The 24,031-nt window shown below is 41.7% G+C and carries 22 protein-coding genes and 5 tRNA genes; 19 read left to right on the top strand and 8 right to left on the bottom strand.

What is annotated here, in order from left to right; all coding sequences use genetic code 11:
* Positions 1–19: 19 nt before the first annotated feature.
* The 14 genes from OCU78_RS11900 to luxS all read left to right on the top strand — a co-directional run bounded on the left by OCU78_RS11900 (position 20) and on the right by luxS (position 11,632).
* A tRNA-Arg gene (locus tag OCU78_RS11900) sits at positions 20–96 on the top strand.
* Positions 97–193: 97 nt separating this feature from the next.
* Positions 194–270: transfer RNA gene (locus tag OCU78_RS11895), tRNA-Arg, on the top strand.
* 77 nt (positions 271–347) lie between these two features.
* A tRNA-Arg gene (locus tag OCU78_RS11890) sits at positions 348–424 on the top strand.
* A gap of 78 nt (positions 425–502) precedes the next feature.
* Positions 503–579: transfer RNA gene (locus tag OCU78_RS11885), tRNA-Arg, on the top strand.
* 98 nt (positions 580–677) lie between these two features.
* A tRNA-Arg gene (locus tag OCU78_RS11880) sits at positions 678–754 on the top strand.
* Positions 755–1,120: 366 nt separating this feature from the next.
* Complete coding sequence (locus tag OCU78_RS11875) at positions 1,121–1,378, top strand: oxaloacetate decarboxylase subunit gamma (RefSeq protein WP_137373361.1); 258 nt, start codon at positions 1,121–1,123, stop codon at positions 1,376–1,378.
* Between the two features lie 32 nt (positions 1,379–1,410).
* Positions 1,411–3,195 carry a sodium-extruding oxaloacetate decarboxylase subunit alpha gene (oadA, locus tag OCU78_RS11870; RefSeq protein ID WP_137373362.1) on the top strand — a complete coding sequence of 595 codons (1,785 nt, stop codon included), beginning with the start codon at positions 1,411–1,413 and terminating at the stop codon, positions 3,193–3,195.
* A 9-nt stretch (positions 3,196–3,204) separates the two neighbouring features.
* A complete protein-coding gene (locus OCU78_RS11865; protein WP_137373363.1) occupies positions 3,205–4,335 on the top strand; it encodes a sodium ion-translocating decarboxylase subunit beta in 1,131 nt (376 codons plus the stop codon).
* Positions 4,336–4,475: 140 nt separating this feature from the next.
* Positions 4,476–5,429 (top strand): NADP-dependent oxidoreductase, encoded by a 954-nt coding sequence (locus OCU78_RS11860; RefSeq protein ID WP_137373364.1) that lies wholly within the window; start codon positions 4,476–4,478, stop codon positions 5,427–5,429.
* Between the two features lie 6 nt (positions 5,430–5,435).
* Positions 5,436–5,897, top strand: coding sequence for a YqaA family protein (locus OCU78_RS11855; protein WP_137373365.1), 462 nt, complete (start codon positions 5,436–5,438; stop codon positions 5,895–5,897).
* A 9-nt stretch (positions 5,898–5,906) separates the two neighbouring features.
* Positions 5,907–8,765, top strand: a complete 2,859-nt coding sequence (locus OCU78_RS11850) for a M16 family metallopeptidase (protein WP_137373366.1) — start codon at positions 5,907–5,909, stop codon at positions 8,763–8,765.
* Between the two features lie 102 nt (positions 8,766–8,867).
* The gene (gshA, locus tag OCU78_RS11845; protein WP_137373616.1) at positions 8,868–10,436 is read left to right on the top strand and encodes a glutamate--cysteine ligase; all 1,569 of its coding nucleotides are present in this window, start codon (positions 8,868–8,870) and stop codon (positions 10,434–10,436) included.
* A gap of 28 nt (positions 10,437–10,464) precedes the next feature.
* Positions 10,465–11,091, top strand: a complete 627-nt coding sequence (locus OCU78_RS11840) for a transglycosylase SLT domain-containing protein (protein ID WP_137373367.1) — start codon at positions 10,465–10,467, stop codon at positions 11,089–11,091.
* A 22-nt stretch (positions 11,092–11,113) separates the two neighbouring features.
* Positions 11,114–11,632 (top strand): S-ribosylhomocysteine lyase, encoded by a 519-nt coding sequence (gene luxS / locus OCU78_RS11835; protein WP_137373368.1) that lies wholly within the window; start codon positions 11,114–11,116, stop codon positions 11,630–11,632.
* A gap of 151 nt (positions 11,633–11,783) precedes the next feature.
* On the opposite strand, the gene OCU78_RS11830 is transcribed toward luxS, so the two are convergent.
* Positions 11,784–13,052 (bottom strand): HlyC/CorC family transporter, encoded by a 1,269-nt coding sequence (locus OCU78_RS11830; protein ID WP_137373369.1) that lies wholly within the window; start codon positions 13,050–13,052, stop codon positions 11,784–11,786.
* A 126-nt stretch (positions 13,053–13,178) separates the two neighbouring features.
* The gene (locus OCU78_RS11825; protein ID WP_137373370.1) at positions 13,179–13,973 is read right to left on the bottom strand and encodes a cytochrome C assembly family protein; all 795 of its coding nucleotides are present in this window, start codon (positions 13,971–13,973) and stop codon (positions 13,179–13,181) included.
* Positions 13,974–14,177: 204 nt separating this feature from the next.
* Between OCU78_RS11825 and ffh the strand changes: the two genes are divergently transcribed.
* The 5 genes from ffh (at position 14,178) to rplS (ending at position 17,789) form a co-directional block, all read left to right on the top strand.
* Positions 14,178–15,569: a signal recognition particle protein gene (gene ffh, locus OCU78_RS11820; protein WP_137373371.1), complete on the top strand. Its 1,392-nt coding sequence runs from the start codon at positions 14,178–14,180 to the stop codon at positions 15,567–15,569.
* 211 nt (positions 15,570–15,780) lie between these two features.
* The gene (rpsP, locus tag OCU78_RS11815) at positions 15,781–16,029 is read left to right on the top strand and encodes a 30S ribosomal protein S16 (protein ID WP_004410028.1); all 249 of its coding nucleotides are present in this window, start codon (positions 15,781–15,783) and stop codon (positions 16,027–16,029) included.
* Positions 16,030–16,053: 24 nt separating this feature from the next.
* Positions 16,054–16,608 (top strand): ribosome maturation factor RimM, encoded by a 555-nt coding sequence (rimM, locus tag OCU78_RS11810; RefSeq protein ID WP_137373372.1) that lies wholly within the window; start codon positions 16,054–16,056, stop codon positions 16,606–16,608.
* A gap of 26 nt (positions 16,609–16,634) precedes the next feature.
* The gene (gene trmD / locus OCU78_RS11805) at positions 16,635–17,393 is read left to right on the top strand and encodes a tRNA (guanosine(37)-N1)-methyltransferase TrmD (RefSeq protein ID WP_137373373.1); all 759 of its coding nucleotides are present in this window, start codon (positions 16,635–16,637) and stop codon (positions 17,391–17,393) included.
* Positions 17,394–17,435: 42 nt separating this feature from the next.
* On the top strand, positions 17,436–17,789 hold the full coding sequence (rplS, locus tag OCU78_RS11800; protein ID WP_137373374.1) for a 50S ribosomal protein L19: 354 nt from the start codon (positions 17,436–17,438) through the stop codon (positions 17,787–17,789).
* A gap of 163 nt (positions 17,790–17,952) precedes the next feature.
* Here rplS and OCU78_RS11795 read toward each other — a convergent pair whose 3' ends face one another.
* The 6 genes from OCU78_RS11795 to OCU78_RS11770 all read right to left on the bottom strand — a co-directional run bounded on the left by OCU78_RS11795 (position 17,953) and on the right by OCU78_RS11770 (position 24,028).
* Positions 17,953–19,956: a bifunctional metallophosphatase/5'-nucleotidase gene (locus OCU78_RS11795; RefSeq protein ID WP_137373375.1), complete on the bottom strand. Its 2,004-nt coding sequence runs from the start codon at positions 19,954–19,956 to the stop codon at positions 17,953–17,955.
* Positions 19,957–20,219: 263 nt separating this feature from the next.
* Complete coding sequence (yacG, locus tag OCU78_RS11790; RefSeq protein WP_137373376.1) at positions 20,220–20,417, bottom strand: DNA gyrase inhibitor YacG; 198 nt, start codon at positions 20,415–20,417, stop codon at positions 20,220–20,222.
* Positions 20,418–20,479: 62 nt separating this feature from the next.
* Positions 20,480–21,220, bottom strand: a complete 741-nt coding sequence (gene zapD, locus OCU78_RS11785; protein WP_137373377.1) for a cell division protein ZapD — start codon at positions 21,218–21,220, stop codon at positions 20,480–20,482.
* A gap of 26 nt (positions 21,221–21,246) precedes the next feature.
* The gene (gene coaE, locus OCU78_RS11780) at positions 21,247–21,861 is read right to left on the bottom strand and encodes a dephospho-CoA kinase (RefSeq protein WP_137373378.1); all 615 of its coding nucleotides are present in this window, start codon (positions 21,859–21,861) and stop codon (positions 21,247–21,249) included.
* A 2-nt stretch (positions 21,862–21,863) separates the two neighbouring features.
* Positions 21,864–22,733, bottom strand: coding sequence for a prepilin peptidase (locus tag OCU78_RS11775; RefSeq protein WP_137373379.1), 870 nt, complete (start codon positions 22,731–22,733; stop codon positions 21,864–21,866).
* A gap of 68 nt (positions 22,734–22,801) precedes the next feature.
* Positions 22,802–24,028 carry a type II secretion system F family protein gene (locus OCU78_RS11770; protein ID WP_137373380.1) on the bottom strand — a complete coding sequence of 409 codons (1,227 nt, stop codon included), beginning with the start codon at positions 24,026–24,028 and terminating at the stop codon, positions 22,802–22,804.
* Between the last annotated feature and the right edge of the window lie 3 nt (positions 24,029–24,031).

Raw genomic sequence — 24,031 nt, 5'->3', positions numbered from 1 at the left:
TTATTAATATCGAAACCGTGCGTCCTTAGCTCAGCTGGATAGAGTACCTGGCTACGAACCAGGCGGTCGGAGGTTCGAATCCTCCAGGACGCGCCACTATTTAAGGGTTTTTTCTTGTAAGAGTAGAAATCCTTGTATTGAATTGTTGTTTACAACGAATTGCTGTTTACAATGAAATGATACTAAAACCCGTGCGCTCTTAGCTCAGCTGGATAGAGTACCTGGCTACGAACCAGGCGGTCGGAGGTTCGAATCCTCCAGAGCGCGCCACTTTTAGGGTTTATTTCTTATATGAATTAAAATCCAGATATTAATAATTCGTTAACGACTATTGATATCGAAACCGTGCGCTCTTAGCTCAGCTGGATAGAGTACCTGGCTACGAACCAGGCGGTCGGAGGTTCGAATCCTCCAGAGCGCGCCACTATTTAAGGTTTTTTCTCATGAGAATGAAAATCCTTGTATTGAATTGTTGTTTACAGCAAGTTGATACTAAAACCGTGCGTCCTTAGCTCAGCTGGATAGAGTACCTGGCTACGAACCAGGCGGTCGGAGGTTCGAATCCTCCAGGACGCGCCACCATTTAAGGGTTTATTTCTTATAAGAATGGAAATCCTTGTATTGAATTGTTGTTTACAACGAATTGCTGTTTACAACAAAGTGATACTAAAACCCGTGCGCTCTTAGCTCAGCTGGATAGAGTACCTGGCTACGAACCAGGCGGTCGGAGGTTCGAATCCTCCAGAGCGCGCCACATTTATAAAAAAGCCTCGATTATTCGAGGTTTTTTTATGTCCAAAATAAAATGTTGCAAAAATGTTAATTTGAATTGATTAACTTATTGTATTTTCAGCATTTCTAACGATTCCTGTGTTTTTTTTTGATCTTCATTAAATTTTCTTTGTTATTGCATATTTACTCACAGTTTAAATAACTAAAAACCACCCATTTACTAGATTTATGTGACATCAGTGGCGAATTATTGACCTTATATGTGCGTTATCTATAAGAGAGCATTAAACAAAATTGACAAACTTTTACCAATCGAGATAATCCATGGGTCGGGATTAAATACGCTGAGTCCTGTACGTATGTCAGGATGACGAAGAAAGGAAGCAACATGACAAATATTGGAAGCCTGCTAGGAGATGCAGCAACCCTAATGCTAACGGGGATGTCTGTAGTCTTTATATTCCTAACTATTCTAGTTTATCTCGTTCGGTTGATGTCTAAACTGGTGCCAGAAGAAGTACCAGAGCCGATCGCAGCACCTAAAACAATTCAAAAAAAACAATCAAACCCTTCTGCTGTTAGTCCACAGGTTGTGGCAGCAATTTCGGCCGCGGTGCGTCAATACCGTGTGTCTACTGCTAAGTAGCATTTAAAAGGATTAAAAAGGAGTTTATGAGCATGTCTAAACCACTAGCTATCACAGATGTGGTACTTCGTGATGCACACCAGTCACTATTCGCTACTCGTATGCGCATCGAAGATATGCTGCCAATTGCGGCAGAACTGGATAAAGTCGGTTACTGGTCTCTTGAAACTTGGGGCGGGGCGACATTTGATTCATGCATCCGTTTCTTAGGAGAAGATCCATGGGAGCGTTTGCGTGAGCTGAAAAAAGCAATGCCAAACACCCCAATGCAAATGCTACTTCGTGGTCAAAACCTTTTGGGTTACCGCCACTATGCAGATGATGTTGTAGAAAAATTTGTAGAACGTGCGCACAAAAATGGTATGGATGTCTTCCGTATTTTTGATGCGATGAATGATGTTCGTAACTTTGAGACAGCAGTGAAAGCTACTATTGATGTTGGCGGTCACGCTCAAGGTACACTTTCTTACACGACGAGCCCTGTACATAACTCAGATACATGGGTTGACCTTGCCAAGCGCCTAGAAGACTTAGGCTGCCATTCTTTGTGCATCAAAGATATGTCAGGTCTGTTAAAGCCTTATGAAGCGGAAGAGTTGATTACACGCATTAAAGCATCGTGTGATGTTCCTTTAGCGCTGCATAGCCACGCGACAACGGGTCTATCGACAGCGACAGCGGTTAAAGCCGTTGAAGCGGGTATCGATATTCTAGATACTGCGATCTCTTCAATGAGCTGCACTTACGGTCATACACCAACTGAAACGGTTGTTGCTATGTTAGAAGGTACAGAGCGCGATACGAACCTTAAGCTTGATCAGATTGAACCGATCGCGGCTTACTTCCGTGATGTACGTAAAAAGTATGCGAAGTGGGAAGGGCAGTTAAAAGGTGTAGATTCTCGTATCTTGATTGCTCAAGTCCCTGGCGGCATGTTAACGAATATGGAAGGCCAGCTTAAAGAGCAAGGTGCAGCCGATCGTATGGATGAGGTTCTAGAAGAGATCCCACGCGTACGTAAGGAGCTTGGCTACATTCCTCTAGTAACACCAACTTCTCAAATCGTAGGTACTCAAGCAGTTATCAATGTTCTCACGGGTGAGCGCTACAAGAGCATCACTAAAGAGACAGCTGGTCTTCTTAAAGGTGAATACGGTCAAGCTCCTGCAGAGGTTGATGCTGAACTACAAGCGAAAGTGTTAGATGGTGCTGAGCCAATTACGTGCCGTCCTGCTGATTTACTTAAATCAGAAATGGATACACTCACAACCGATCTTTTAGAGAAAGCGAAATCAGAAGGTATCTCTCTGGCAGAAGATACCGTTGATGATGTGCTGACTTACGCACTTTTCCCACAAGTCGGCCTTAAGTTCCTTAAGAACCGTCGTAACCCTGAAGCGTTTGAACCTGCACCAACGGCAGAAGCAGCAGCTCCTGTTGCTGCGGCACCACAACCTGCTTCTGGCGGAGTTGAAAGCTACAGCGTAAAAGTTGATGGTCAAGTTTATGATGTTGAAGTTGGTCCTCAAGGTCAACTTACATCTGTATCGCCATCAGCTAAACCAGTCCAAGCGGTTCAAGCAGCACCTGCTGCGGCTTCTGACGCTGAAGCGGTTCCTGCGCCATTAGCTGGCAACATCTTTAAAGTTATCGTTCAGCCGGGTTCAGAAGTGGCTGAAGGCGATGTTCTGCTTATCTTGGAAGCGATGAAGATGGAAACGGAAGTTCGTGCTGCTCGTGGTGGTATCGTTCAAGAATTGAATGTAAAAGAAGGCGATGCAGTTACTGTAGGCGCTCCACTACTAAGCTTAGCGTAAGGGAGCACCATGGAAGGATTGATGACCTTATGGTCTGAAACAGGCATTGCTAACTTTGAGTTTGGCCAAATCTGTATGATGTTGGTCGGTTGCTTATTGTTGTTTTTGGCAATTCGTAAAGGATTTGAACCGTTACTTCTACTACCTATTGGTTTTGGTGCTGTATTAGCAAATATCCCAAATGCTGGGTTTACAGATCCTGGCGGTTTGCTTTACTACGTTTACTACATTGGTATTGAAACGGGTATTTTCCCGCTACTTATCTTTATGGGCGTAGGTGCAATGACTGATTTTGGTGCGCTAATTGCGAACCCAAAAACGTTATGGCTAGGGGCTGCTGCGCAATTTGGTATTTTTGCCACGTTATTTGGAGCGATTTTACTAAATTACGTTCCTGGTATGGAATTTAGCATGGCGGATGCTTCATCCATTGCCATTATTGGCGGTGCTGATGGTCCAACGGCTATCTTCTTAGCGAGTAAATTATCTCCTGATCTATTAGGTGCCATTGCGGTAGCTGCATACAGCTATATGGCGTTAGTTCCTATTATTCAGCCACCAATCATGAAAGCGTTAACATCTCCTGAAGAGCGCCAAATTAAGATGGCTCAACTTCGTCATGTAAGCAAGGCTGAAAAGATCCTTTTCCCGCTTGCTGTATTACTGATGACGATTTTGTTCTTACCTTCAGCAACCCCTCTCGTAGGTATGTTCTGTTTGGGTAACTTAATGCGTGAAGCTGGAGTGGTTGATCGCCTTTCTAAAACGGCTCAAAACGAACTGATTAACGTTGTGACTATTTTCCTTGGTCTAGGGGTAGGCTCTAAGCTTCAAGCGGATACATTCTTGAATTTAGAGACGCTGGGTATTTTAGGGTTAGGTGCAGTGGCATTCAGTATTGGTACGGCTGGTGGTGTATTAATGGCGAAGGTTCTGAACCGCTTCTCTAAAGAAGATATCAACCCACTTATTGGTGCTGCTGGTGTATCAGCAGTTCCGATGGCGGCTCGTGTTGTTAATAAAGTTGGGCTTGAGGCTAACCCTCAAAACTTCTTGTTAATGCACGCAATGGGACCAAACGTTGCAGGTGTACTGGGTAGTGCGGTTGCAGCTGGTATCTTGTTGGCGCTCGTTGGGTAAGTCAATTGACGGTTAATTTGAGATCCATCAGTTAACTTAGTCAAACAAAATGGTTTATAGTCAAAGGGATGCTTTCGCATCCCTTTCTTTTTAACTAGAGTTCTATTCGTTCAGGCTTTATCAATCAAGGAAATGTTGAAATGGAAAATAAGCAAATTGCGATTACAGAGTTTGGTGGAGTTAATACATTAGCGATACAAACAAATTCAGTACCCACGCCAAAATCAGGAGAAGTTGTCGTTAAAGTTGCATTTTCTGGGATCAACCCTATTGATGTTAAAACTAGAGCCGGCCTTGGTTGGGCGGCTGCTCAAAATAAAGATAACCTGCCTTGGGTGCCTGGGTATGATATTTCAGGACAAGTTTTCAGTTGTGGAGACGGTGTTAGTCGCTTTTCGAACGGCGATAATGTTGCGGGTTTTATTGGCTTTCCATTAGTTGGTGGTGGGTATAGTCAATATGTATGTGTCCCAGAAAAAGATTTGTGTGCAGTGCCTGATGCTGTGACATTAGAAGCGGCGGCGGCTCTTCCTCTTGCAGGACAAACGGCTGCACAAGCCATTAATAAAGCACAAGTTAAAGAAGGCGATAGAGTTCTTATTTTAGCGGGCGCTGGTGGTGTTGGTCACTTAGCTGTACAAATCGCGGTTGCGGCAAAAGCTGAAGTGTTTACTACTTGTAGCGAAAGTAACTTGGATTACATGGCGACTCTTGGCGCTCATGCGATTAATTACCACTTTGCACCAGCATCTGAACGAGTGTCTGAAGTAGATGTGTTAATTGACTTGGTTGGTGGTGATACCGCTCTTGATGCATTGAAATGTTTAAACGACGAAGCTCGTGTAGTGACGGTGCCAACACTCAGCGCCGAACTTATTTGTGAGAAAGCCAAATTGTTAGGTTTTCAAGCGACAGGAATGCTGGTTGAGCCAGCTCCAGAACAGCTTGAAACCATGCTTTATATGGTCAGTGTTGGAATTTTAAAAACAGAAATTCAAACCACTTTCCCTATGAAAGAGGTTCAAGCTGCGCACTTACAAGTAGAAACTGGTCATACGCGAGGCAAGGTACTACTTAAAATGCAAGAAGGTTGATATGCAGTGCTAGAGTTTTTTAATACATTATTTGAAACCGTTGCGCTTTGGTTTTCTGATTCAGCTTTGTGGGTTTTATTTTTTAGCGGTTTTTTGAGTGCCACTTTGTTACCAGGTGGTTCTGAAGCTGGGCTTATCGCGACTTTAAGTCTCAATCAATTTTCAACAGCCTTAATTATTGTTATTGCTACCTTGGGTAACACCTTAGGTGGTTTAACCAATTATTGGCTGGGTTTATGGTTACCTAATCGAACTCAATCTGAGAAACATGGTCATAAGGCTATGTCCTGGTTAAGTAAATATGGCTATTGGACGTTATTATTTAGTTGGTTGCCGATTATTGGTGACCCTTTATGCTTAGCTGCTGGCTGGTTAAGAATGAAATTTTTACCAAGTTTGGTGTTGATCACTATTGGTAAAGGTTTACGTTACAGCTTATTAGCGGCAATTTATTTTGGTTTTTTCTAAGGAGAACCTATGAAAAAGGTTTTACTTGGTACATTTTCTCTTATTGCCGTTGCTGGCTGCTCTCACAATGTACCTGTGTCTATCCCTTTCTTTTCGTCTTTACCTGAAGGCGTAACCTTGGTTGAAGAAGTGGAAGCTTCATCAAATAAGGTTGTTATTCCCTATAATAAGTACCAGCTTGCAAATGGTCTTACCGTTATTTTATCCCCAGATGATTCCGATCCTTTAGTGCATGTAGATGTGACTTACCATGTAGGCTCTGCCCGTGAAGATATTGGTAAGTCTGGCTTTGCCCATTTCTTTGAGCATATGATGTTTCAAGGTTCTGAAAATGTTGGCGATCAGCAGCACTTTAAGATTATCACCGAAGCAGGCGGTACTCTGAATGGAACAACGAATCGAGATCGTACTAATTATTTTGAAACGGTCCCAGCTAATCAGTTAGAGAAAATGCTGTGGTTGGAATCAGATCGCATGGGCTTTTTGATTGACGCAGTTTCTCAACGTAAATTTGAAGTTCAGAGAGATACGGTTAAAAACGAACGAGCTCAGAGTTATGAGAACCGACCGTATGGATTAATGTGGGAGCGAATGAGTGAAGCGCTTTACCCTGAAGGACATCCATATTCATGGCAACCTATAGGCTATGTAGAAGATCTCGACCGAGTTGATGTCAATGACCTTAAAGCATTTTTCTTACGTTGGTATGGCCCCAATAATGCGGTTTTAACTATTGGTGGTGATCTCGATGTAGATGACACTTTAGAATGGGTGAATAAATACTTCGGTACCATTCCAAGAGGTCCAGAAGTTGAGCAAGCAGAGAAACAACCTGCTCAATTGACCCAAGATAAGTTTATTACGTTAGAAGATAATATTCGTCAGCCGATGGTTTTGGTCGGTTGGCCGACGACATATCGTGGTGAAGACAACCAAGCATCATTAAATGCTCTGTCTAATGTACTAGGTGGAGGAACGAATAGTTACCTTTACCAAAACTTAGTGAAAACACAAAAAGCAGTGAGCGCCGGTTCATTCCAAGATTGTGCCGAACTTGCCTGTACCATGTATGTTTATGCGATGGGAGATTCTGGAGATAAGGGTGACTTAACAAATCTTTATAAAGAGTTGATGCAAACATTGGGTAAATTTGAAAAAGAAGGAGTAACTCAAGAGAGGCTCGATCAAATTACAGGGATGGCAGAAGCCGATGCTGTTTTCGCATTACAAAGTGTGAAAGGAAAAGTGTCACAGTTAGCTTCAAATGAAACTTTTTATGGGCAGCCTGATCGTATTGAAACTCAGTTAGAACAGATTCGCTCAGTTACACCTGAAAGTGTCGTGACGGCTTACGATTCGTTCATTAAAGATCAATCAAAGGTAACGCTGAGCGTGGTTCCTAGAGGGAAGCTATCGTTAGCAGTACAAGATGCCACATTTGTTACACCTGACCGCACACTCCCTGAGTATGCGAAAACATCAGAAGAGCAGCTTGACGTCAGAAAAGCGATCGATAATTTTGACAGGACTGTCATGCCTGAAGTGACCTTTGGTGTAAAAGCAAATATGCCAGAGTTATATCGTGTTCATTATGATAATGGTGCTGAGCTAATTGGTTCCGAGACGAGTGAAACCCCAACGGTACAGTTACAAATTCAACTACCGGCTGGCGAGCGCTATGTTAAAAAGGGGCAAGAAGGATTAGCCAGCTTAACATCATCAATGTTGGAAGAAGGGTCAACTACTCGAACGGTTGAAGAGCTTCAAGCCGCATTAGATATGCTAGGCAGTAATGTTAGTATTAGTGCTAGCAGCTACACCACATCCATTTCCATATCGAGCTTAGAAAAACATCTCCCAGCCACTCTTGAGATCGCAGAAGAAATTTTATTTACACCTAAATTCTCACCTGAAGATTTCGCTAGAGTTAAGAACCAAATGTTAGAAGGCATTGTTTATCAGCACCAACAACCAAGTTGGATGGCGTCCCAGGCGACTAGAGAAGTGGTATTTGGTGATAGTATTTTCGGTCGAGCAAGTGACGGTACAAAACAATCAATAGAAAAGTTAACGCTTGCAGATGTGAAGCGATTCTACAAAGAGCATTACACGCCTGAAGGCGCGCATATTATTGTCGTCGGTGACATTTCAAAGAGAGCAATTAAAAAACAATTAGCATTCTTTGAAAATTGGAAGGGGGAAGCAGCGCCTATTGTTCGCCCTGAAGCCGTTCACACTCTCGATAAGCAAAGCTTGTATTTAGTGGATAAGCCTGGAGCACCACAAAGTATCGTGCGTTTAGTACGTCGAGGGCTACCTTTTGATGCTACCGGTGAACTTTATCAAAGCCAATTAGCGAACTTTAATTTAGCGGGCAACTTCAATAGTCGCATTAACCAGAATTTGCGTGAAGATAAAGGCTATACCTATGGTGCAAGAGGGTACTTTGCAAGCACCCGTGAAGATGGTGCTGTGGTTTTTACTGCTCAAGTGAGAGCGAATGCAACAGTACCAGCCATTGAGGAATTTATTTCTGAGTTAGATGAGTTTAGTAAAAATGGTTTAACAGATGATGAAATGGTCTTCATGCGTTTAGCTGTTGGTCAAAAAGATGCGCTTAAGTATGAAACACCAAGTCAAAAAGCTGGGCTGCTAAGTAATATCGCAACTTTAGGTTTAGATGACGACTACTTAAAGCAGAGAAATGAAATTGTAGAATACATAGATAAAGAGACGCTTGATGCCCTTGCTCTTAAGTGGTTTAACCCACAGGATTATCAAATAATTGTTGTTGGTGACGCTAATTCACTTCGCCCACGACTAGAAAAACTAGATATTCCAATAGAAGAGCTTGAAATCATCCGTTAGAGTACACATTAAAGGGGGAAGAAAGGCGAAAAGTAGCCTTCTTCCATAACCTAATTTATGATGAGTTCTAATCAGAACGATATAAGATAAGTGAACGACATTTTGACTGATTTTGCTGCGCGACTAAAGCAAGTTGCATCTAACCCTAAGACCTTCTCTGAATTTGGTCGAGGTGTTGAAAGGGAAACATTACGCTACAAGGAAGATGGTCGTCTAGCCTTAGGTCTGCACCCAAAATCTTTAGGATCGGCATTGACGAATGAATGGGTAACGACAGACTTTTCTGAGTCATTACTAGAGTTCATTACTCCGGTTTCGAATGAAGTCCCAACACTTCTAAACCAATTAGCGGATATTCACCACTTTACTCAGACGAAGCTTGAAAGTGAAAAGCTATGGCCGCTTTCGATGCCTTGTTATGTTGGCAGTGAAGATGATATTCAGTTGGCGCAATACGGCTCATCTAATAACGGTAAAATGAAAACATTATACCGAGAAGGTTTGAAGCGACGTTACGGCAGCTTAATGCAGATTATCTCAGGCGTGCATTTCAATTTCTCTTTCCCAGAAAGCTTTTGGGATACGTTGTTGGGTGAACAAACTGAAGACGAACGAAAAGACGCCAAGTCAAAAGCGTATTTTGGGCTTATCCGTAATTACTATCGTTTCGGTTGGTTAATCCCTTACTTCTTTGGTGCATCTCCGGCGCTGTGTTCATCTTTTATCAAAGGGCGCGAAACAAATCTACCGTTTGAGAAAATTGGCGAAACGCTTTATTTGCCTAAAGCAACGGCTTTACGTTTAAGTGACCTTGGCTATACCAATAGTGCGCAAAGTGTATTGAAAATTGGCTTCAACAGTCTTGACCAATATTTAGATGGCTTAAATCAAGCGATTCGTACACCTTCAGAAGAGTTTGCTGAAATTGGCGTGAAAGTTGATGGTCAATACCGTCAACTAAACAGCAATGTGCTACAGATCGAAAATGAACTTTATGCCCCTATCCGCCCTAAGAGAGTCGCTAAAAATGGTGAGAAACCATCAGAAGCTCTGGCTCGTGGTGGTGTTGAGTATATTGAAGTACGCTCACTCGATGTTAACCCGTTTAGCTCTATTGGTATTACAGAGCAACAAGTGCGCTTCCTAGATTTGTTCCTAACGTGGAGCGTGTTGTCTGACTCAGCTGAAATGGATAACTGCGAATTAGAATGCTGGCGCGACAACTGGAATAAAGTGATTCTAGAGGGGCGTCAGCCAGGTTTAGAGTTACAAATCGGTTGTGAAGGTGAAAGACTATCACTTCAAGATTGGGCTAAACGAGTATTCAAAGATCTACGAGCGATCGCTGAAGTGATGGACGCTGAACAAGGCGGTCATGCATATCAAGAGACATGCGATACGTTAGAGCAATGGATTGATAATCCTGAACTTACTATTTCAGGTCAACTTCTTGCTGAAACAAAGAAGTTAGGCGGTTTGGGTAAAGTTGGCTGTAGCTATGGAAAAGCTTATGCTCAGCAACACAAAGACCATCAATATAAAGTTTATTCGGCAAGTTTGATGGAGGCTGAAGTTGAACGTTCACTGGCAGCACAAAATCAAGCTGAGTCTGCCGATACTCAAGACTTTGATAGCTTTTTGAGTGATTATTTCTCGTACCTAAAAGCTTAAATTTAGCGAGATTAGACGTTTGAATAAAATGCGTTCATCAAATGTATTTTTCCGATACCGACAGCTTCTTGCTGTTGGTTTTTGTGCTGTTTTTTTAAGTGGGTGTGCAACCCCCCCACCAAAACAGCAAAGCAACATATGCAGCATTTTCCGAGAGCACTCGTCTTGGTACGATGATGCCCTAGATATGGAAGAAGAGTGGGGCACCCCCATAAATGTAGCGATGGCATTTGTTAAGCAAGAAAGCAGCTTTAGGCATGATGCTCGACCGCCCAAAGATTACTTACTTGGCTTTATTCCATGGGGACATGTGAGCAGTGCTTATGGCTATGCTCAGGCTCAAGATCCTGCGTGGGAAGACTTTCAAAAAGCGACAGGGCATGGTGGTTCAAGAACAAATTTTGATGATGCACTCATGTTTATTGGTTGGTATACCCATGAGACTCGTCGTCAGCTAGGGGTATCCCTTTGGGACCCATATAATCAATATCTGGCTTATCACGAAGGGCGTGGTGGCTATAAGCGTAAATCATATAATAGCAAGCCATCTTTAATTAAGGTCGCTCGCAAAGTCGAACAACAAGCAAAAGATTACGGGTGGCAGTTAAAGCAATGTCGCCAAGAATTGGAAGATAATCGAAGTTGGTTTTTTTAGCCAACTGTCATGGAGAAGAACAATGCCTTTATTAGATAGTTTTACTGTTGATCACACGCGAATGAATGCACCAGCGGTTCGTGTCGCTAAAACAATGCAAACCCCTAAAGGGGATACCATCACAGTATTTGATTTACGTTTTACTGCTCCGAATAAAGATATCTTATCTGAAAAAGGTATCCATACTTTAGAGCACTTATATGCTGGTTTTATGCGAGCGCACTTAAACGGTGCAAATGTAGAAATTATTGATATCTCACCAATGGGGTGTCGTACCGGTTTCTATATGAGCTTGATTGGAACTCCAACCGAGCAACTGGTAGCTGACTCTTGGTTAGCGGCAATGGAAGATGTTCTGAAAGTTGAAAGCCAAAACAAGATCCCAGAGCTGAATGAATATCAGTGTGGTACCGCAGCGATGCATTCTTTAGATGAAGCAAAAGATATAGCTAAAGCAATTATTTCTTCAGGTATTGCAGTGAATAAAAATGATGAACTGGCTTTGCCTGAATCAATGCTGCAAGAGTTAAAAATCGACTAGTTTCGATGTGTTCACCTGCTGCCTTTTATGTTGATTTACAAAGTAGGGTGAAGAGATTAAAAAAAGAGCCTCATTTAATGAATGAGGCTCTTTTTATATGTGTTCGACAATCGACTTATTTTTGAATAGATGATGCTTTGTTTATTGAAATCTATTGAACTAGTTGAGGAAAGACTTTAACCAACTTTATGCGGTTTTCTTCTAACTCAACAATTTCCATTGGGTGGCTCGCCACTTGTACACTAAGATGACTTTCAGGAATGTCTTCTAAATGCTCAAGAATTAAACCATTAAGAGTTCGTGGTCCATCTGTTGGTAAAGCCCACTGAAGCCCCTTGTTAATGTCTCGAATATTGGCACTGCCTTCTATTAAAAAGCTGCCGTCACTTTGAGGGGTGATCTCTTCAGATAAACTTGGAGCAATTGATGTCGTAAATTCACCAACAATTTCTTCTAGAATATCTTCTAGTGTGACTAGACCATTTATATCGCCGTACTCATCAACGATAAGACCAATGCGCTGTTTATTTCTTTGGAATTTCAGCAGTTGGACATTGAGAGGGGTTGATTCGGGAATAAAGTAAATCTCGTCAGCTGCACGCAACAAGGTTTCTTTATTGAATTCATTTTTCTCAAGCATTAAACGATAAGCTTCGCGTAATCTCAGCATGCCTACTACTTCATCAATCTGATCTCGGTACAAAACGACACGACCATGAGGAGAGTGAGTGAGCTGGCGAACGATAGATTTCCAGTCATCATTAATATCGATTCCAGTGATTTCGTTACGTGGAACCATGATGTCATTTACTGTCACATGCTCTAAATCGAGAATGGATACCAGCATATCTTGGTGGCGTTGAGGTATCAGCGTTCCTGCTTCATTTACTACAGTTCTTAGCTCATCTGAACTTAGATGGTCAGGTGCATTATGATCAACTTTTACTCCCAGTATTTTAATGAATCCATTTGTTATGAAGTTCACAAGAATAACGAGAGGGGAAAGAAGCTTCATTAAAATAGTCAGCAATATGCTGCTGGCATAGGAAACTCGTTCGGGAAATAAAGAGGCAATAGTTTTTGGTGTGACTTCTGCAAAAACAAGAATGACGAGGGTAAGAGCACCAGTGGCAATGGCGACACCAATGTCACCGTAGATCCGCATACCTAGAATAGTAGCAATGGCAGAAGCTAGAATATTAACGAGGTTGTTACCAATAAGAATTAAGCCTATCAACCTGTCAGGGCGACTTAGCAGTTTCTCGACTCGCTTGGCACCCTTATGTCCCGTATTCGCAAGATGCTTTAAACGGTAGCGGTTCAAAGACATCATGCCAGTTTCGGAACCAGAAAAATAACCAGAGATTATGATGAGACACGCGAGTAGCGCAAATAAGATACCCGTTGATATGTCGTTCAAACTATTTTTTTCCTATTTTATTTCTGATTAATTTATGACCGGTGTGGCCTTGGTGTTAATTGAATATAGCGTATTCAATATTTTTAAGGCAAGGGCACTGATGCCCTTACCTTATTGATAAAGCCATTAAGTGAGTATGACTTCTTGTACGAATCGGCTACCAAAGTATGCCAATGTTAGAATGCTAGCACCTGCAACTGCAAACCAAGTAACTTTCTGACCTCTCCAACCTTTTTGGTAGTGACCCCAGAGCAGAGTGGTATAGATGATCCAAGCAATAAAGGATAAAACCGCTTTATGCGCTTTACCTTGTGCAAACATATCTTCAACAAAAACGAAGCCTGTTAGCAAAGTACCAGTCAGCAATAAATTACCGATCAGAATGATTTTAAACAGTTGCCTTTCAACCATCATCAAAGGAGGCAAGTTAGGGTTGATGGCAAGTGCTTTCTTCTTTTTGAGCTTATGATCTAGCCACGCGAGTTGTAGAGCGTATAAAGCTCCAATTGTAAGAGTCGCGTAAGAGAATAAAGCTAAGGATATGTGCATGAGCAGCTTAGGGTCTTGCTCTAAATGTTTTATGAAAGTACTAGGTAAGAAAGAAGCCGCAACTAAGTTGATTGCCGCGAAGCTATAAACAACGGGTAGCAAAAACCATAGGCGGTTTTTGAGCATTGCAGCACTCATCACAAAAGAAATGATGAAACTAATGAGAGAAGCGACATTTAGAATACTTAGATTTTGACCACTAGCATTGAAAATTAGATCGCTGAGCAGCCAAGCATGAAAAACCAAAGCAAGTAACGCACTGATGAATACGGTTTTCGTGCGAATGCCGGTCTGATGAGCAAGACCGGGAACAATTGTGGATATAGCCATTACGTAGAGAAAGGCTGCTGCTATTGCAATGAGACTGTCCATGGTTTCCATAAAAAATGATTGTCGTAATCAGAGAATTATACCTTGCATCGCGCGCTTGGGCTATGGTCGAACCATATTCAATTTAAATCGAACAATGGTATAGGTCACACCTGCGAATTATTAACGGCTTACAACGGGTGTGACTCTAATCCGCGCTAATGTATACTGACAGTAATAATCGCAGGATTGAGCGAAGAGAAAACTATGTTTGATAATTTAACGGATCGTCTATCCAAAACGCTGAAAAATATCAGCGGTAAAGGTCGTTTGACCGAAGACAATATTAAAGAAACGCTACGTGAAGTTCGTATGGCGCTTCTTGAAGCCGATGTTGCACTACCTGTTGTACGTGATTTCGTAAAGCGTGTAAAAGAGGGTGCTGTAGGAGTCGAGGTTTCTAAATCTCTAACTCCTGGTCAAGAATTCATTAAGATCGTTCAAGCCGAACTTGAAGCGGTAATGGGAGAGTCGAACGAGGCTCTTGATTTAGCCGCTCAACCACCTGCTGTTATTCTTATGGCTGGTTTGCAAGGTGCAGGTAAAACAACCAGCGTCGCTAAGCTTTCTAAGCTATTAACAGAGCGTGATAAAAAGAAAGTTTTGGTTGTTTCTGCCGACGTTTACCGTCCAGCCGCAATTAAACAGCTTGAAACATTAGCATCTGAAGTCGGTGTGGATTTCTTCCCATCGTCTGCTGATCAAAAACCAATTGATATTGCTAATGGCGCGATTGATCACGCGAAGAAAAAATTCTACGACGTACTTCTTGTCGATACAGCTGGTCGTTTAGCGATTGACGAAGACATGATGACGGAAATTAAAGAGCTTCACACTGCTATTACGCCAGTTGAAACTCTGTTCGTTGTTGATGCAATGACAGGTCAAGATGCGGCAAATACAGCAAAAGCTTTTGGCGATACATTGCCTTTAACGGGGGTTATCTTAACGAAAGTGGATGGTGATGCTCGTGGTGGTGCTGCGCTATCTGTTCGTCACATTACTGGTAAACCAATTAAGTTCTTGGGTGTTGGTGAAAAAACTGACGCATTAGAACCTTTCCATCCTGATCGTGTTGCTTCTCGTATCCTTGGTATGGGTGACGTACTTTCTCTTATTGAAGATTTACAGAAAAACGTTGATACCGAAAAAGCAGAGAAGCTCGCTAAGAAGTTCAAAGAGAAAAAAGGCTTTGACCTTGAAGACTTCCGTGAGCAGCTTGGTCAAATGCACAACATGGGTGGCATGATGGGCATGATGGATAAGCTTCCTGGAATGTCTCAGCTTCCTGATAATGTGAAAGACAAAGTTGACGATAAAATGTTCAAGCAAATGGAAGCTATTATTAATTCCATGACAATGAAAGAGCGTCAGCGTCCGGAGTTGATTAAAGGTTCTCGTAAGAAACGTATCGCTGCGGGTTCTGGAACTCAAGTACAAGATGTAAACCGTATGCTTAAACAGTTCACCCAAATGCAAAAAATGATGAAGAAAATGCAGAAAGGTGGAATGAAGGGCATGATGCGCAACATGCAAGGCATGATGGGCGGCGGTGGTATGGGCGGAATGGGTGGTGGTTTTAACCCGTTTGGTCGATAATCTACAAATGTAACCTTTAGCTACGTTACTTTTCATAGTGTTATCCGTGTCACAGAAAGTATACGGAGCTATGTTGGTGAAAAAATAGCTAAATCCCTTGCATTGCCCCTGAATAAGAGTAAAATTCCGGGGCTTTAATTTGGCACGAGACCCCAAGCTATTTACTTATACTTGGGGTTAATTATTTTATTAAGAAAGCAAAGAGGACGACATGGTAACCATTCGTTTGGCACGTCACGGTGCAAAGAAGCGCCCATTCTATCAAATCGTAGTTGCGGATAGCCGCAACGCTGCAACTGGCCGTTTCATCGAGAAAGTAGGTTTCTTTAACCCTACAGCTCAAGGTCAAGAAGAAGGTCTACGTCTAGACCTAGATCGCGTTAACCATTGGGTTGGTCAAGGCGCATCTCTTTCTGACCGCGTAGCTAAGCTAGTTAAAGACGCTCAAAAAGCGGCTTAATTCTTTTTTAAAGAGAAATAGCTTATGTCGATGAAGGGTAAAGAAACTATGAGCAAGCAAAACGATAGAATTGTTATGGGTAAACTTGGGTCTACCTATGGTATTCGTGGCTGGCTTAAAGTTTTCTCCTACACAGACAATGCTGAAAGCATATTTGATTACAGTCCTTGGTATTTAAACCTAAAGGGCAAGTGGGTTGAGTATAAAGTTGAGAGCTGGAAACGTCATGGTCAAGGCTATGTATGTAAACTAGCGGGATTAGATGTTCGTGAAGACGCGCAACTGATGACTAACTTTGAAATTGCTATCGACCCTGCTTCATTACCTGAATTGTCAGAAGATGAATTCTACTGGCGTGAATTGTTTGGTATGCAAGTTTTTACCACTAAAGGTTACGACCTTGGTGAGGTTACTGACCTATTAGAAACTGGCTCGAACGATGTTCTAGTAATTAAAGCAAATCTAAAAGATGCTTTTGGCCAAAAGGAACGGTTAATTCCGTACCTTGAAGAGCAAGTGATCAAGAAAGTTGATCGCGAAGCTCGCCGGATCGAAGTTGACTGGGATCCTGGATTCTAACTCCAAATTACAGAGCGAGAGAACACATGTGGGTTGGCGTAATTAGCCTTTTTCCTGAAATGTTCCGTTCTGTTACTGATTTTGGAGTAACAGGTCAAGCGGTTAAAAAAGGTCTTTTATCTATTGAGACATGGAATCCTCGAGATTTCACTCATGATAAACATCGCACTGTTGATGACAGACCTTACGGTGGTGGTCCTGGCATGTTGATGATGGTTCAGCCTTTGCGCGACGCTATCCAAACTGCCAAGCAAGCATCACCAGGAAAGACGAAAGTTATCTACCTTTCACCGCAAGGTCGCAAGCTCGACCAGCAAGGTGTTGAAGAGTTGGCTACTAATGAGAACATTGTTCTTATTTGTGGACGCTACGAGGGGGTAGATGAGCGTATTATTCAATCTGAAGTTGACGAAGAATGGTCAATTGGAGATTTTGTAATGACGGGTGGTGAGCTACCTGCCATGACTTTGATTGATTCGGTGTCTCGGTTTATACCAGGGGTACTTGGAGATTTCGCGTCAGCAGAAGAAGATTCTTTTGCAAATGGCTTGCTAGATTGTCCTCATTATACGCGTCCTGAAGTGTTAGATGGAAAAGAGGTGCCTTCGGTACTGAAATCTGGAAACCATAAGGATATTCGTCTCTGGCGATTAAAACAGTCGCTGGGCCGAACTTGGCTAAGAAGACCAGAACTCCTGGGAAACCTAGCTCTGACTGACGAACAGGAACAATTACTGGCTGAATTCATCAAAGAGCATCGCTCCAAGAAGAAAAGCAAGCAGTAACCTATTAAATTTAGTATCAGTTTATTCTAGGAATTTATACAAATGAGCAACATCATCAACGCTCTAGAGCAAGAGCAAATGAAATCAGACCTTCCTAAATTTGCACCAGGTGACACTGTTGTAGTTCAGGTTAAGGTAAAAGAAGGTGACCGTGAGCGTCTACAGGCTTTCGAAGGCGTAGTAATCGCTATTCGTAACCGTGGTCTTCACTCAGCATTCACAGTTCGTAAAATCTCGAACGGTGAAGGTGTTGAGCGTGCGTTCCAAACTCACTCTCCAATGGTTGATAGCATTGAAGTTAAACGCCGTGGTGCAGTACGTCGTGCCAAGTTGTACTACCTACGTGAGCGTTCTGGTAAGTCAGCTCGTATTAAAGAGAAGCTTGCTAAGAAGTAATTCTTTTTGCATTCTATCGATAAAAGCGGAGCCATTTGGCTCCGCTTTTTTGTTTCTAGCTATTCGTATTTTAAAGTGTAGCTAATTCATTATGGGTTCTTTAAGGGAGGCACATATACAAATGTTTAGTTTGTAATATTAATCCTTATACTCATTATAATAGCTAGTCTAAACGTATAATACGAGTATCCGCTAAGCCGCCATCCACACTATCTTTTGTTAAGTACGGTGTATTTTCATCGGCATGAAATGCTTGAAGGTATTCAGCTAAGGCATCTTGTTCAGTACCAGTTGCCGCAAAGTTACTCTGTTGAGGATCCACTGTCATGACTCCATCATCTTCTAGCATAACTTGATTTGAACATCCGCCATTACCATTATCGGTACATGGGTATGGTTCAGATAGAGACAAATAACTAAGAGTGACTGCTTTGTAGTTATTGTTCGCTACGACAACCCCATCACTAACAACCAACTCATCACTAGGTCCACAAGTATTGTCTCCGTTTGTATCGACAATAACTTTTCGGATTCGTTGTCCTGGAGTTGTGACATCGCCGGTGATAGGGTCAGCTACTCGTGCTGTTCTTGAACCGTCGTATTCAATGCACATACCACCGATATGCGTAAAACCACCAGATATATTCTCAACACCAGCAACGCCATATTCAAGAATGTCCCATAGTTCATCCGCGGTAAGATCGACAATTGCCAAACTGTTATTAAATGCGAGGGCAGATTGGACATCATATTGAGAAATATCACCTTCACCTTTACCTGCAAGAGGGTAAGAGGCTGGTGGGTAGTATTGAAGCTCATTTGGATCAATAGAACCTGCAGGGTATTCAGAGTAGCCGATATCAGCACGAATACCGCCTCCGTTTTTAAGAGATATTTGGACTTGAGCATCGTGCAATTGTGCGTACCACAAATTAGCATCAGCTGTCAGACTTCCAAGATTTGTCTCTTCTGTTCGAACATATCCTCTGGTGCCATTTAGATAAACATCCGTATGACCAATGATGTTTTGTTCACTGGCAATAATTACGCTATTAACAGCATCAACGATAGCTTCCACTTCAGTATTAGCTGTAGATCCATCAATACTTGCAACCATTTGATCATCGGTAATAAAGCTACCACTTGCATTCGGATCAATACTTGAAGCAATGAGATCACCATTGGTATCAAAACTTACGACTAAACGCCCCAAGTATTTATAATCAGCATCGACATTAACGATAGCGACATCTTTTCCATCGGCGTCATTTAGCATTATTGGGTAGTTTTCTGCTTTAATATCACCATCCCAAAGTCGGTTACTATCATTTGCTAACAATGTATTTGAACCACCTGCGACGATGATATCGACACCCTTTAATAAACCTGCTAATTGTTTTTCAAAGCGAATAGATTGCATGTGCGCAAGCGCAATAACTTTATCTATACCAGAGTGAGTTAATCTGTCGACTTGGGCTTGAACAATGACAGCCAGGTCTTCTATCGAGTCATTTTCTGGATAAACGGCAATATTATCTGTACTGGTAATATCATCATTAGTTGGTGTTGTGATACCAACGATGCCTATCTTATGTCCATTGACTTCGATAACTGTTGTTTGAGTTAGGCTGTTAGGTATTGTATCCGCGACTTGACCACTAGGAACAACAAGGTCAACAGTATTGGTATCCGTACTGAAATCCATATTGGAACTTAAGTAAGGGAACAGTGCTCCGGGGTAATCACCATCTTTATTTATGATGCTTGCAAACTCCGCACTTCCACCATCTAAATCATGATTACCTACCGCGGAAGCTTGCAGGCCCATAGCACTTAACATAGCGATATCAGCTCTTGCGACGCCAGGAACTTTGATACCGTTGACTAAGCTCATTGAGTTATCTTTGGCTGCTTCGTAGCGAGATCCCGGAATGTAGTTGTCGCCAGAGCTTAAAAATAATGTATTTTCTGGATATTGACTGGTAAATCCAGAAACTAACGAAGCGAAATTACCGGCATTAGATAGGGCTGTTGCATTAGAGCCATCCATATCAGCTACATGTAAAAGCTGAAGAGTGAATGTTGAACCATCATCTAATTCATCATTACTTGAATTACATCCGGCTAAGGCGGCAATAATAGCAATTGTCATTAAGCTACGTTTCATCTTTAATCATCCTTTGTATAAGCATATAAATTGAATCACTCCGGATTACCTAAACGGTTGATTGTGGTTGGAATGATAGGTGAAAGAAGTGACGCTTTCAGTTCCGGAATAATTTAGAGGCTATGACTATAGGCAAGAAGTAAGACAAATTGAGTGGATTAAGGTGACGGCTTTATGTCATTTATCTAAGTGATAAGTGATAAGTGATAGAGGGAAAAAAGGCTGATTATTACATCAGCCTTAAAAGGTGTCGGAGTGATTATTTAGTATTGGTCTTCCGACCAACCATCACTATCTGACATATCTGGAGCGCCAGCAATGGAGTTCTCTTCATCTGCCCATTCTCCAAAATCAATCATTTGACATTGTTTACTGCAAAATGGGCGGTGAGGACTTTGTTCTCCCCATTCAACATCAGCGCTGCATTGTGGACATTTAACGATTGTGGTTTTTTTTTGCATAGTCATTCTTTGGATAATAGTGAGTAGTGCTTGTTTTTATAAGCTGATGTTTTTGAATTTAATTAGGTGCAAATCGCTAACTCAAACTCTATATCTTGAGTACATGCCTGCCCTGTATCAAAACTCATGAATTTAACAGCAAAACGGTTTTTATGACCGGAAATCATAGGGTAAGCGCCGTATTGCATTGGAATAGAAAGGCGCAAAATATTGGCATCTTCGGCATCACTTTGGAAGAACCCTGCTCGTGCAATTTGGTTCTTGAAATGCCCTGTCTCTCGGGTGAGTTTTAACCATAAATTTAACGCATCAGATAGGGATTGTAAGCTGCCAGTCCAAGCATTTGCATCTCTTATCTTTTTATCGAGCGGTAAGTGCAACCAGTAATGTAAGGCTGGTAAGTCAAAGCAGCATGAACCACCTGGAAGGTTGAAACGTTGTCGGATAGCCGCTAGAAACCTGTCTTCCTTTAAAGACTGACCAAATCTTTCCGCTTTCATTAAAGACTGGTGGGTATTATCAATATCAAAGAGTAGAGTTTGAAGCATTTGGTGGTCGACACCATCAACATTTAACCAACTTTTATAGGTTAATCGTTGTTTTTCGATGTCTTTAGCAAGTTCGCTCTTTAGCTGCATTTGCTCAAAAATCTCTAGAAGATCAAAAAGCGAGCGAAAGAATAGTTGATACTGTTGAGCATCTGAAAATGTAGAAGACAAATGAAGTTGCCTTAAGAGTGATTCGACTCTTAAGTAAATACGTGTTTTCTCATTGAGAGGATGTTCAAATTTATGGGTGATCATCGAACTTGCCTTAATTCTACTTAGTGCTATTTTGACCGATTTTCTAGTTCAATAGCCAGATACTTTTGATGCAATTCTGTGATTTGAGGCAAAAGTTCCTGGTTTTTTGTGTGATTTTCAATCACATCATCAGCTTGTGATAATCGAAGCTCTCGAGATACTTGAGATTTTAGAATAGCTTCAACCTGCTCTGAAGTAACATTATCACGAATGACAGTACGATTAACTTGTTCTTCTGAAGAAACATCCACAACAAGTATCCTATCGATCATTTCTTGCATATTATTTTCGATTAGTAGGGGAGCGACAAGAAAACCGTAAGGGGATGAAATAGAAGCAAGATCTTGTTGTATTTTATTCCTAATCAGTGGGTGTAATAAATTGTTCAACCACTGTTTTTCTTCAGGGTTAGAAAATATGATCTCGCGTAATTTTGCTCGATTCAAACTCCCGTCTTCTGAAAGAATGTCATCACCGAAATGAAGGGCAATCGAATTTAAACCTTCACTTCCTATTTCAACAACTTCTCTTGCAACAATATCAGCGTCAACAATATCTATCCCAAAATGCTCATGGAACAAGTTGGCGACAGTTGTTTTACCACTGGCGATGCCACCAGTCAGCCCAATAATTAATGGCATTGTTAAATTCCTAGTACAGAAGTGAAATACCAATTCATAATATCATTACCCCAAATGAGACTCACCCAGCCAGCAATAGCAAGATAAGGACCAAATGGAAAGGCTTTGTCGATACCTTGTTGTTTTAATCGCAATTGTATTAGACCAAATACTAGCCCTACAAGTGATGAAAGTAAGATTATTAGAGGTAAATGTTGCCAACCTAACCAGGCTCCGAGCGCCGCGAGTAATTTAAAATCACCGAAGCCCATACCATCTTTACCGGTCAATAGCTTAAATGCCCAATAGACACTCCAAAGGCACAAGTAACCAGCCATTGCACCGATGACAGAGTCTTGTAAAGAAACAGGGCTTATACCGAATAGAGCAAGAGCGATACCAGACCACATCAGAGGTAATGTCAGTTGATCAGGAAGTAGCATTGTATCTAGGTCGATAAACGTGGCGACAATAAGGACAAAAGTAAAAAATAACAGTGCAACGGCGTAGTAGCTGAAACTAAAATGGCTTGCAACGACTAAACACGACGTTGCGGTGAGCAATTCAACTAAAGGGTAACGAACACTTATGGGATTGGAGCAGCTATGACACTTTCCTCTTAATAATAACCAGCTAAGGACTGGGATATTATCAATGAGCCTAAGTTGTGTTGAACATTTTGGGCATGTTGACCGAGGAACACTTAAATTAAAGGTGCCTTCCGGCAATGGGATATTGTGTTCAGGAAAACATTCTGAACATTCTTGCTTCCACTCCCTCTCCATCATTATAGGTAAACGATGGATCACGACATTTAGGAAGCTGCCAATGAGCAGGCTAAAAATAAAAGCTAATACAGGAAATAGCCAAGGATAGTAATCAAATACTTCCATAGTATGCGGTACCAATGTAATGATGAGTGGTACAAAGCCAACTCATTAATGTCTGAATAATCTGGCGTTTATCCTAACACACTCATAAGATTAAATATTGGTAAGTACATGGCAACTACAAGCCCCCCAACTACCGTACCAAGGAAAACGATGATTAAAGGTTCTAGAATTTTACCTAAATTATCTACGGTATTATCCACTTCAAATTCATAGATAGTAGCGACTTTATTGAGCATGTCGTCTAGGTTTCCAGACTCCTCTCCGATCATCACCATTTGCAACACCATTTCAGGGAAAACATCGGTATTACGCATTGCAATATACATTGGCATACCAGCTGCTGTTTCTCGATGAACCTCGCCAATTGCGACTTCATAATGTAGGTTACCTGCCGTTTTTGCGGTGGTTTTCAAGCTGGTTAAAATTGGAATACCAGAGCTGAAGCTGGTGGAAAGAGTTCGGCTAAATTTTGCTATGGAGGCTTTTGATATAACACCGCCCAAGATTGGAAATTTCAAACCAAGTCTGCTGGTCGCCAAGCGAATTGAGTAGGATCGTTTTCGGACAAGTTTAAAGCTGATAATAGAGACGATGATACCGACCGCAGCGTAAAAACTATAGGCTTGCATCCAGTGAGACAAATGTAGAACTTGTTGAGTGAACCAGGGCAACTCAGCCCCAAATCCTGCAAACATTGACTCGAATTCAGGAATAACCATAGTGAGCATTAAGTAAGAAACTGCTAATGCTACTAGCACGACCATCGCTGGGTAGATTAGCGCTTTAATGACTTTAGCTCTCAATTGCTCGCTTTTTTCACGATAAGTAGCTAGCCGCTCAAAGACTTCAGCCAATGTCCCTGATAACTCACCGGTAGCGACTAAATCTGTGTATAGGTCATCAAAATGGCGGCTTGCGGTTCGCATGGATTTAGATATTGGGGTGCCCGCTTCCACTCCTTTACTTATATGTGAAAGAATCGATTTCATTTCAGCTTTACGATGATTGTCTGAAACCAACTTAATTGCCTGAACAATTGGTACACCTGTTGTAAGCATGGTGGCTAGCTGCCTAGTTAATACGGTAATGTCTTTTGGTGTCACTCGGTTGGTTATTCTAGTTAAAGCGGAAACACTGCTTTTTTTTATTTTCTTAATTTGTATATGCTGTTCTTTAAGCTTTTCTCTTACTTCTAACTCTGTAAGCGCTAAAGTTTGTCCTGACACTTTTTTACCGGAGCTATTGATTCCTTTCCAACGATAATTTTTTAATTGTGGCTGGCTTGTTTTATTCATTAC

The organism is Vibrio gallaecicus, assembly GCF_024347495.1.
Lineage (GTDB): Bacteria > Pseudomonadota > Gammaproteobacteria > Enterobacterales > Vibrionaceae > Vibrio > Vibrio gallaecicus.
Note: the sequence above shows the minus strand (reverse complement) of the source record. Positions and strands in the feature narration are given on the sequence as shown.

Excerpts from the sequence above, each read along its gene's own strand:
- OCU78_RS11875 (WP_137373361.1), top strand. The coding sequence starts at position 1,121 with ATGACAAATATTGGAAGCCTGCTAGGAGATGCAGCAACCCTAATGCTA.
- oadA (WP_137373362.1), top strand. The coding sequence starts at position 1,411 with ATGTCTAAACCACTAGCTATCACAGATGTGGTACTTCGTGATGCACAC.
- OCU78_RS11865 (WP_137373363.1), top strand. The coding sequence starts at position 3,205 with ATGGAAGGATTGATGACCTTATGGTCTGAAACAGGCATTGCTAACTTT.
- OCU78_RS11860 (WP_137373364.1), top strand. The coding sequence starts at position 4,476 with ATGGAAAATAAGCAAATTGCGATTACAGAGTTTGGTGGAGTTAATACA.
- OCU78_RS11850 (WP_137373366.1), top strand. The coding sequence starts at position 5,907 with ATGAAAAAGGTTTTACTTGGTACATTTTCTCTTATTGCCGTTGCTGGC.
- OCU78_RS11840 (WP_137373367.1), top strand. The coding sequence starts at position 10,465 with ATGCGTTCATCAAATGTATTTTTCCGATACCGACAGCTTCTTGCTGTT.
- luxS (WP_137373368.1), top strand. The coding sequence starts at position 11,114 with ATGCCTTTATTAGATAGTTTTACTGTTGATCACACGCGAATGAATGCA.
- OCU78_RS11825 (WP_137373370.1), bottom strand. The coding sequence starts at position 13,973 with ATGGACAGTCTCATTGCAATAGCAGCAGCCTTTCTCTACGTAATGGCT.
- ffh (WP_137373371.1), top strand. The coding sequence starts at position 14,178 with ATGTTTGATAATTTAACGGATCGTCTATCCAAAACGCTGAAAAATATC.
- rpsP (WP_004410028.1), top strand. The coding sequence starts at position 15,781 with ATGGTAACCATTCGTTTGGCACGTCACGGTGCAAAGAAGCGCCCATTC.
- rimM (WP_137373372.1), top strand. The coding sequence starts at position 16,054 with ATGTCGATGAAGGGTAAAGAAACTATGAGCAAGCAAAACGATAGAATT.
- trmD (WP_137373373.1), top strand. The coding sequence starts at position 16,635 with ATGTGGGTTGGCGTAATTAGCCTTTTTCCTGAAATGTTCCGTTCTGTT.
- rplS (WP_137373374.1), top strand. The coding sequence starts at position 17,436 with ATGAGCAACATCATCAACGCTCTAGAGCAAGAGCAAATGAAATCAGAC.
- OCU78_RS11795 (WP_137373375.1), bottom strand. The coding sequence starts at position 19,956 with ATGAAACGTAGCTTAATGACAATTGCTATTATTGCCGCCTTAGCCGGA.
- yacG (WP_137373376.1), bottom strand. The coding sequence starts at position 20,417 with ATGCAAAAAAAAACCACAATCGTTAAATGTCCACAATGCAGCGCTGAT.
- zapD (WP_137373377.1), bottom strand. The coding sequence starts at position 21,220 with ATGATCACCCATAAATTTGAACATCCTCTCAATGAGAAAACACGTATT.
- coaE (WP_137373378.1), bottom strand. The coding sequence starts at position 21,861 with ATGCCATTAATTATTGGGCTGACTGGTGGCATCGCCAGTGGTAAAACA.
- OCU78_RS11775 (WP_137373379.1), bottom strand. The coding sequence starts at position 22,733 with ATGGAAGTATTTGATTACTATCCTTGGCTATTTCCTGTATTAGCTTTT.
- OCU78_RS11770 (WP_137373380.1), bottom strand. The coding sequence starts at position 24,028 with ATGAATAAAACAAGCCAGCCACAATTAAAAAATTATCGTTGGAAAGGA.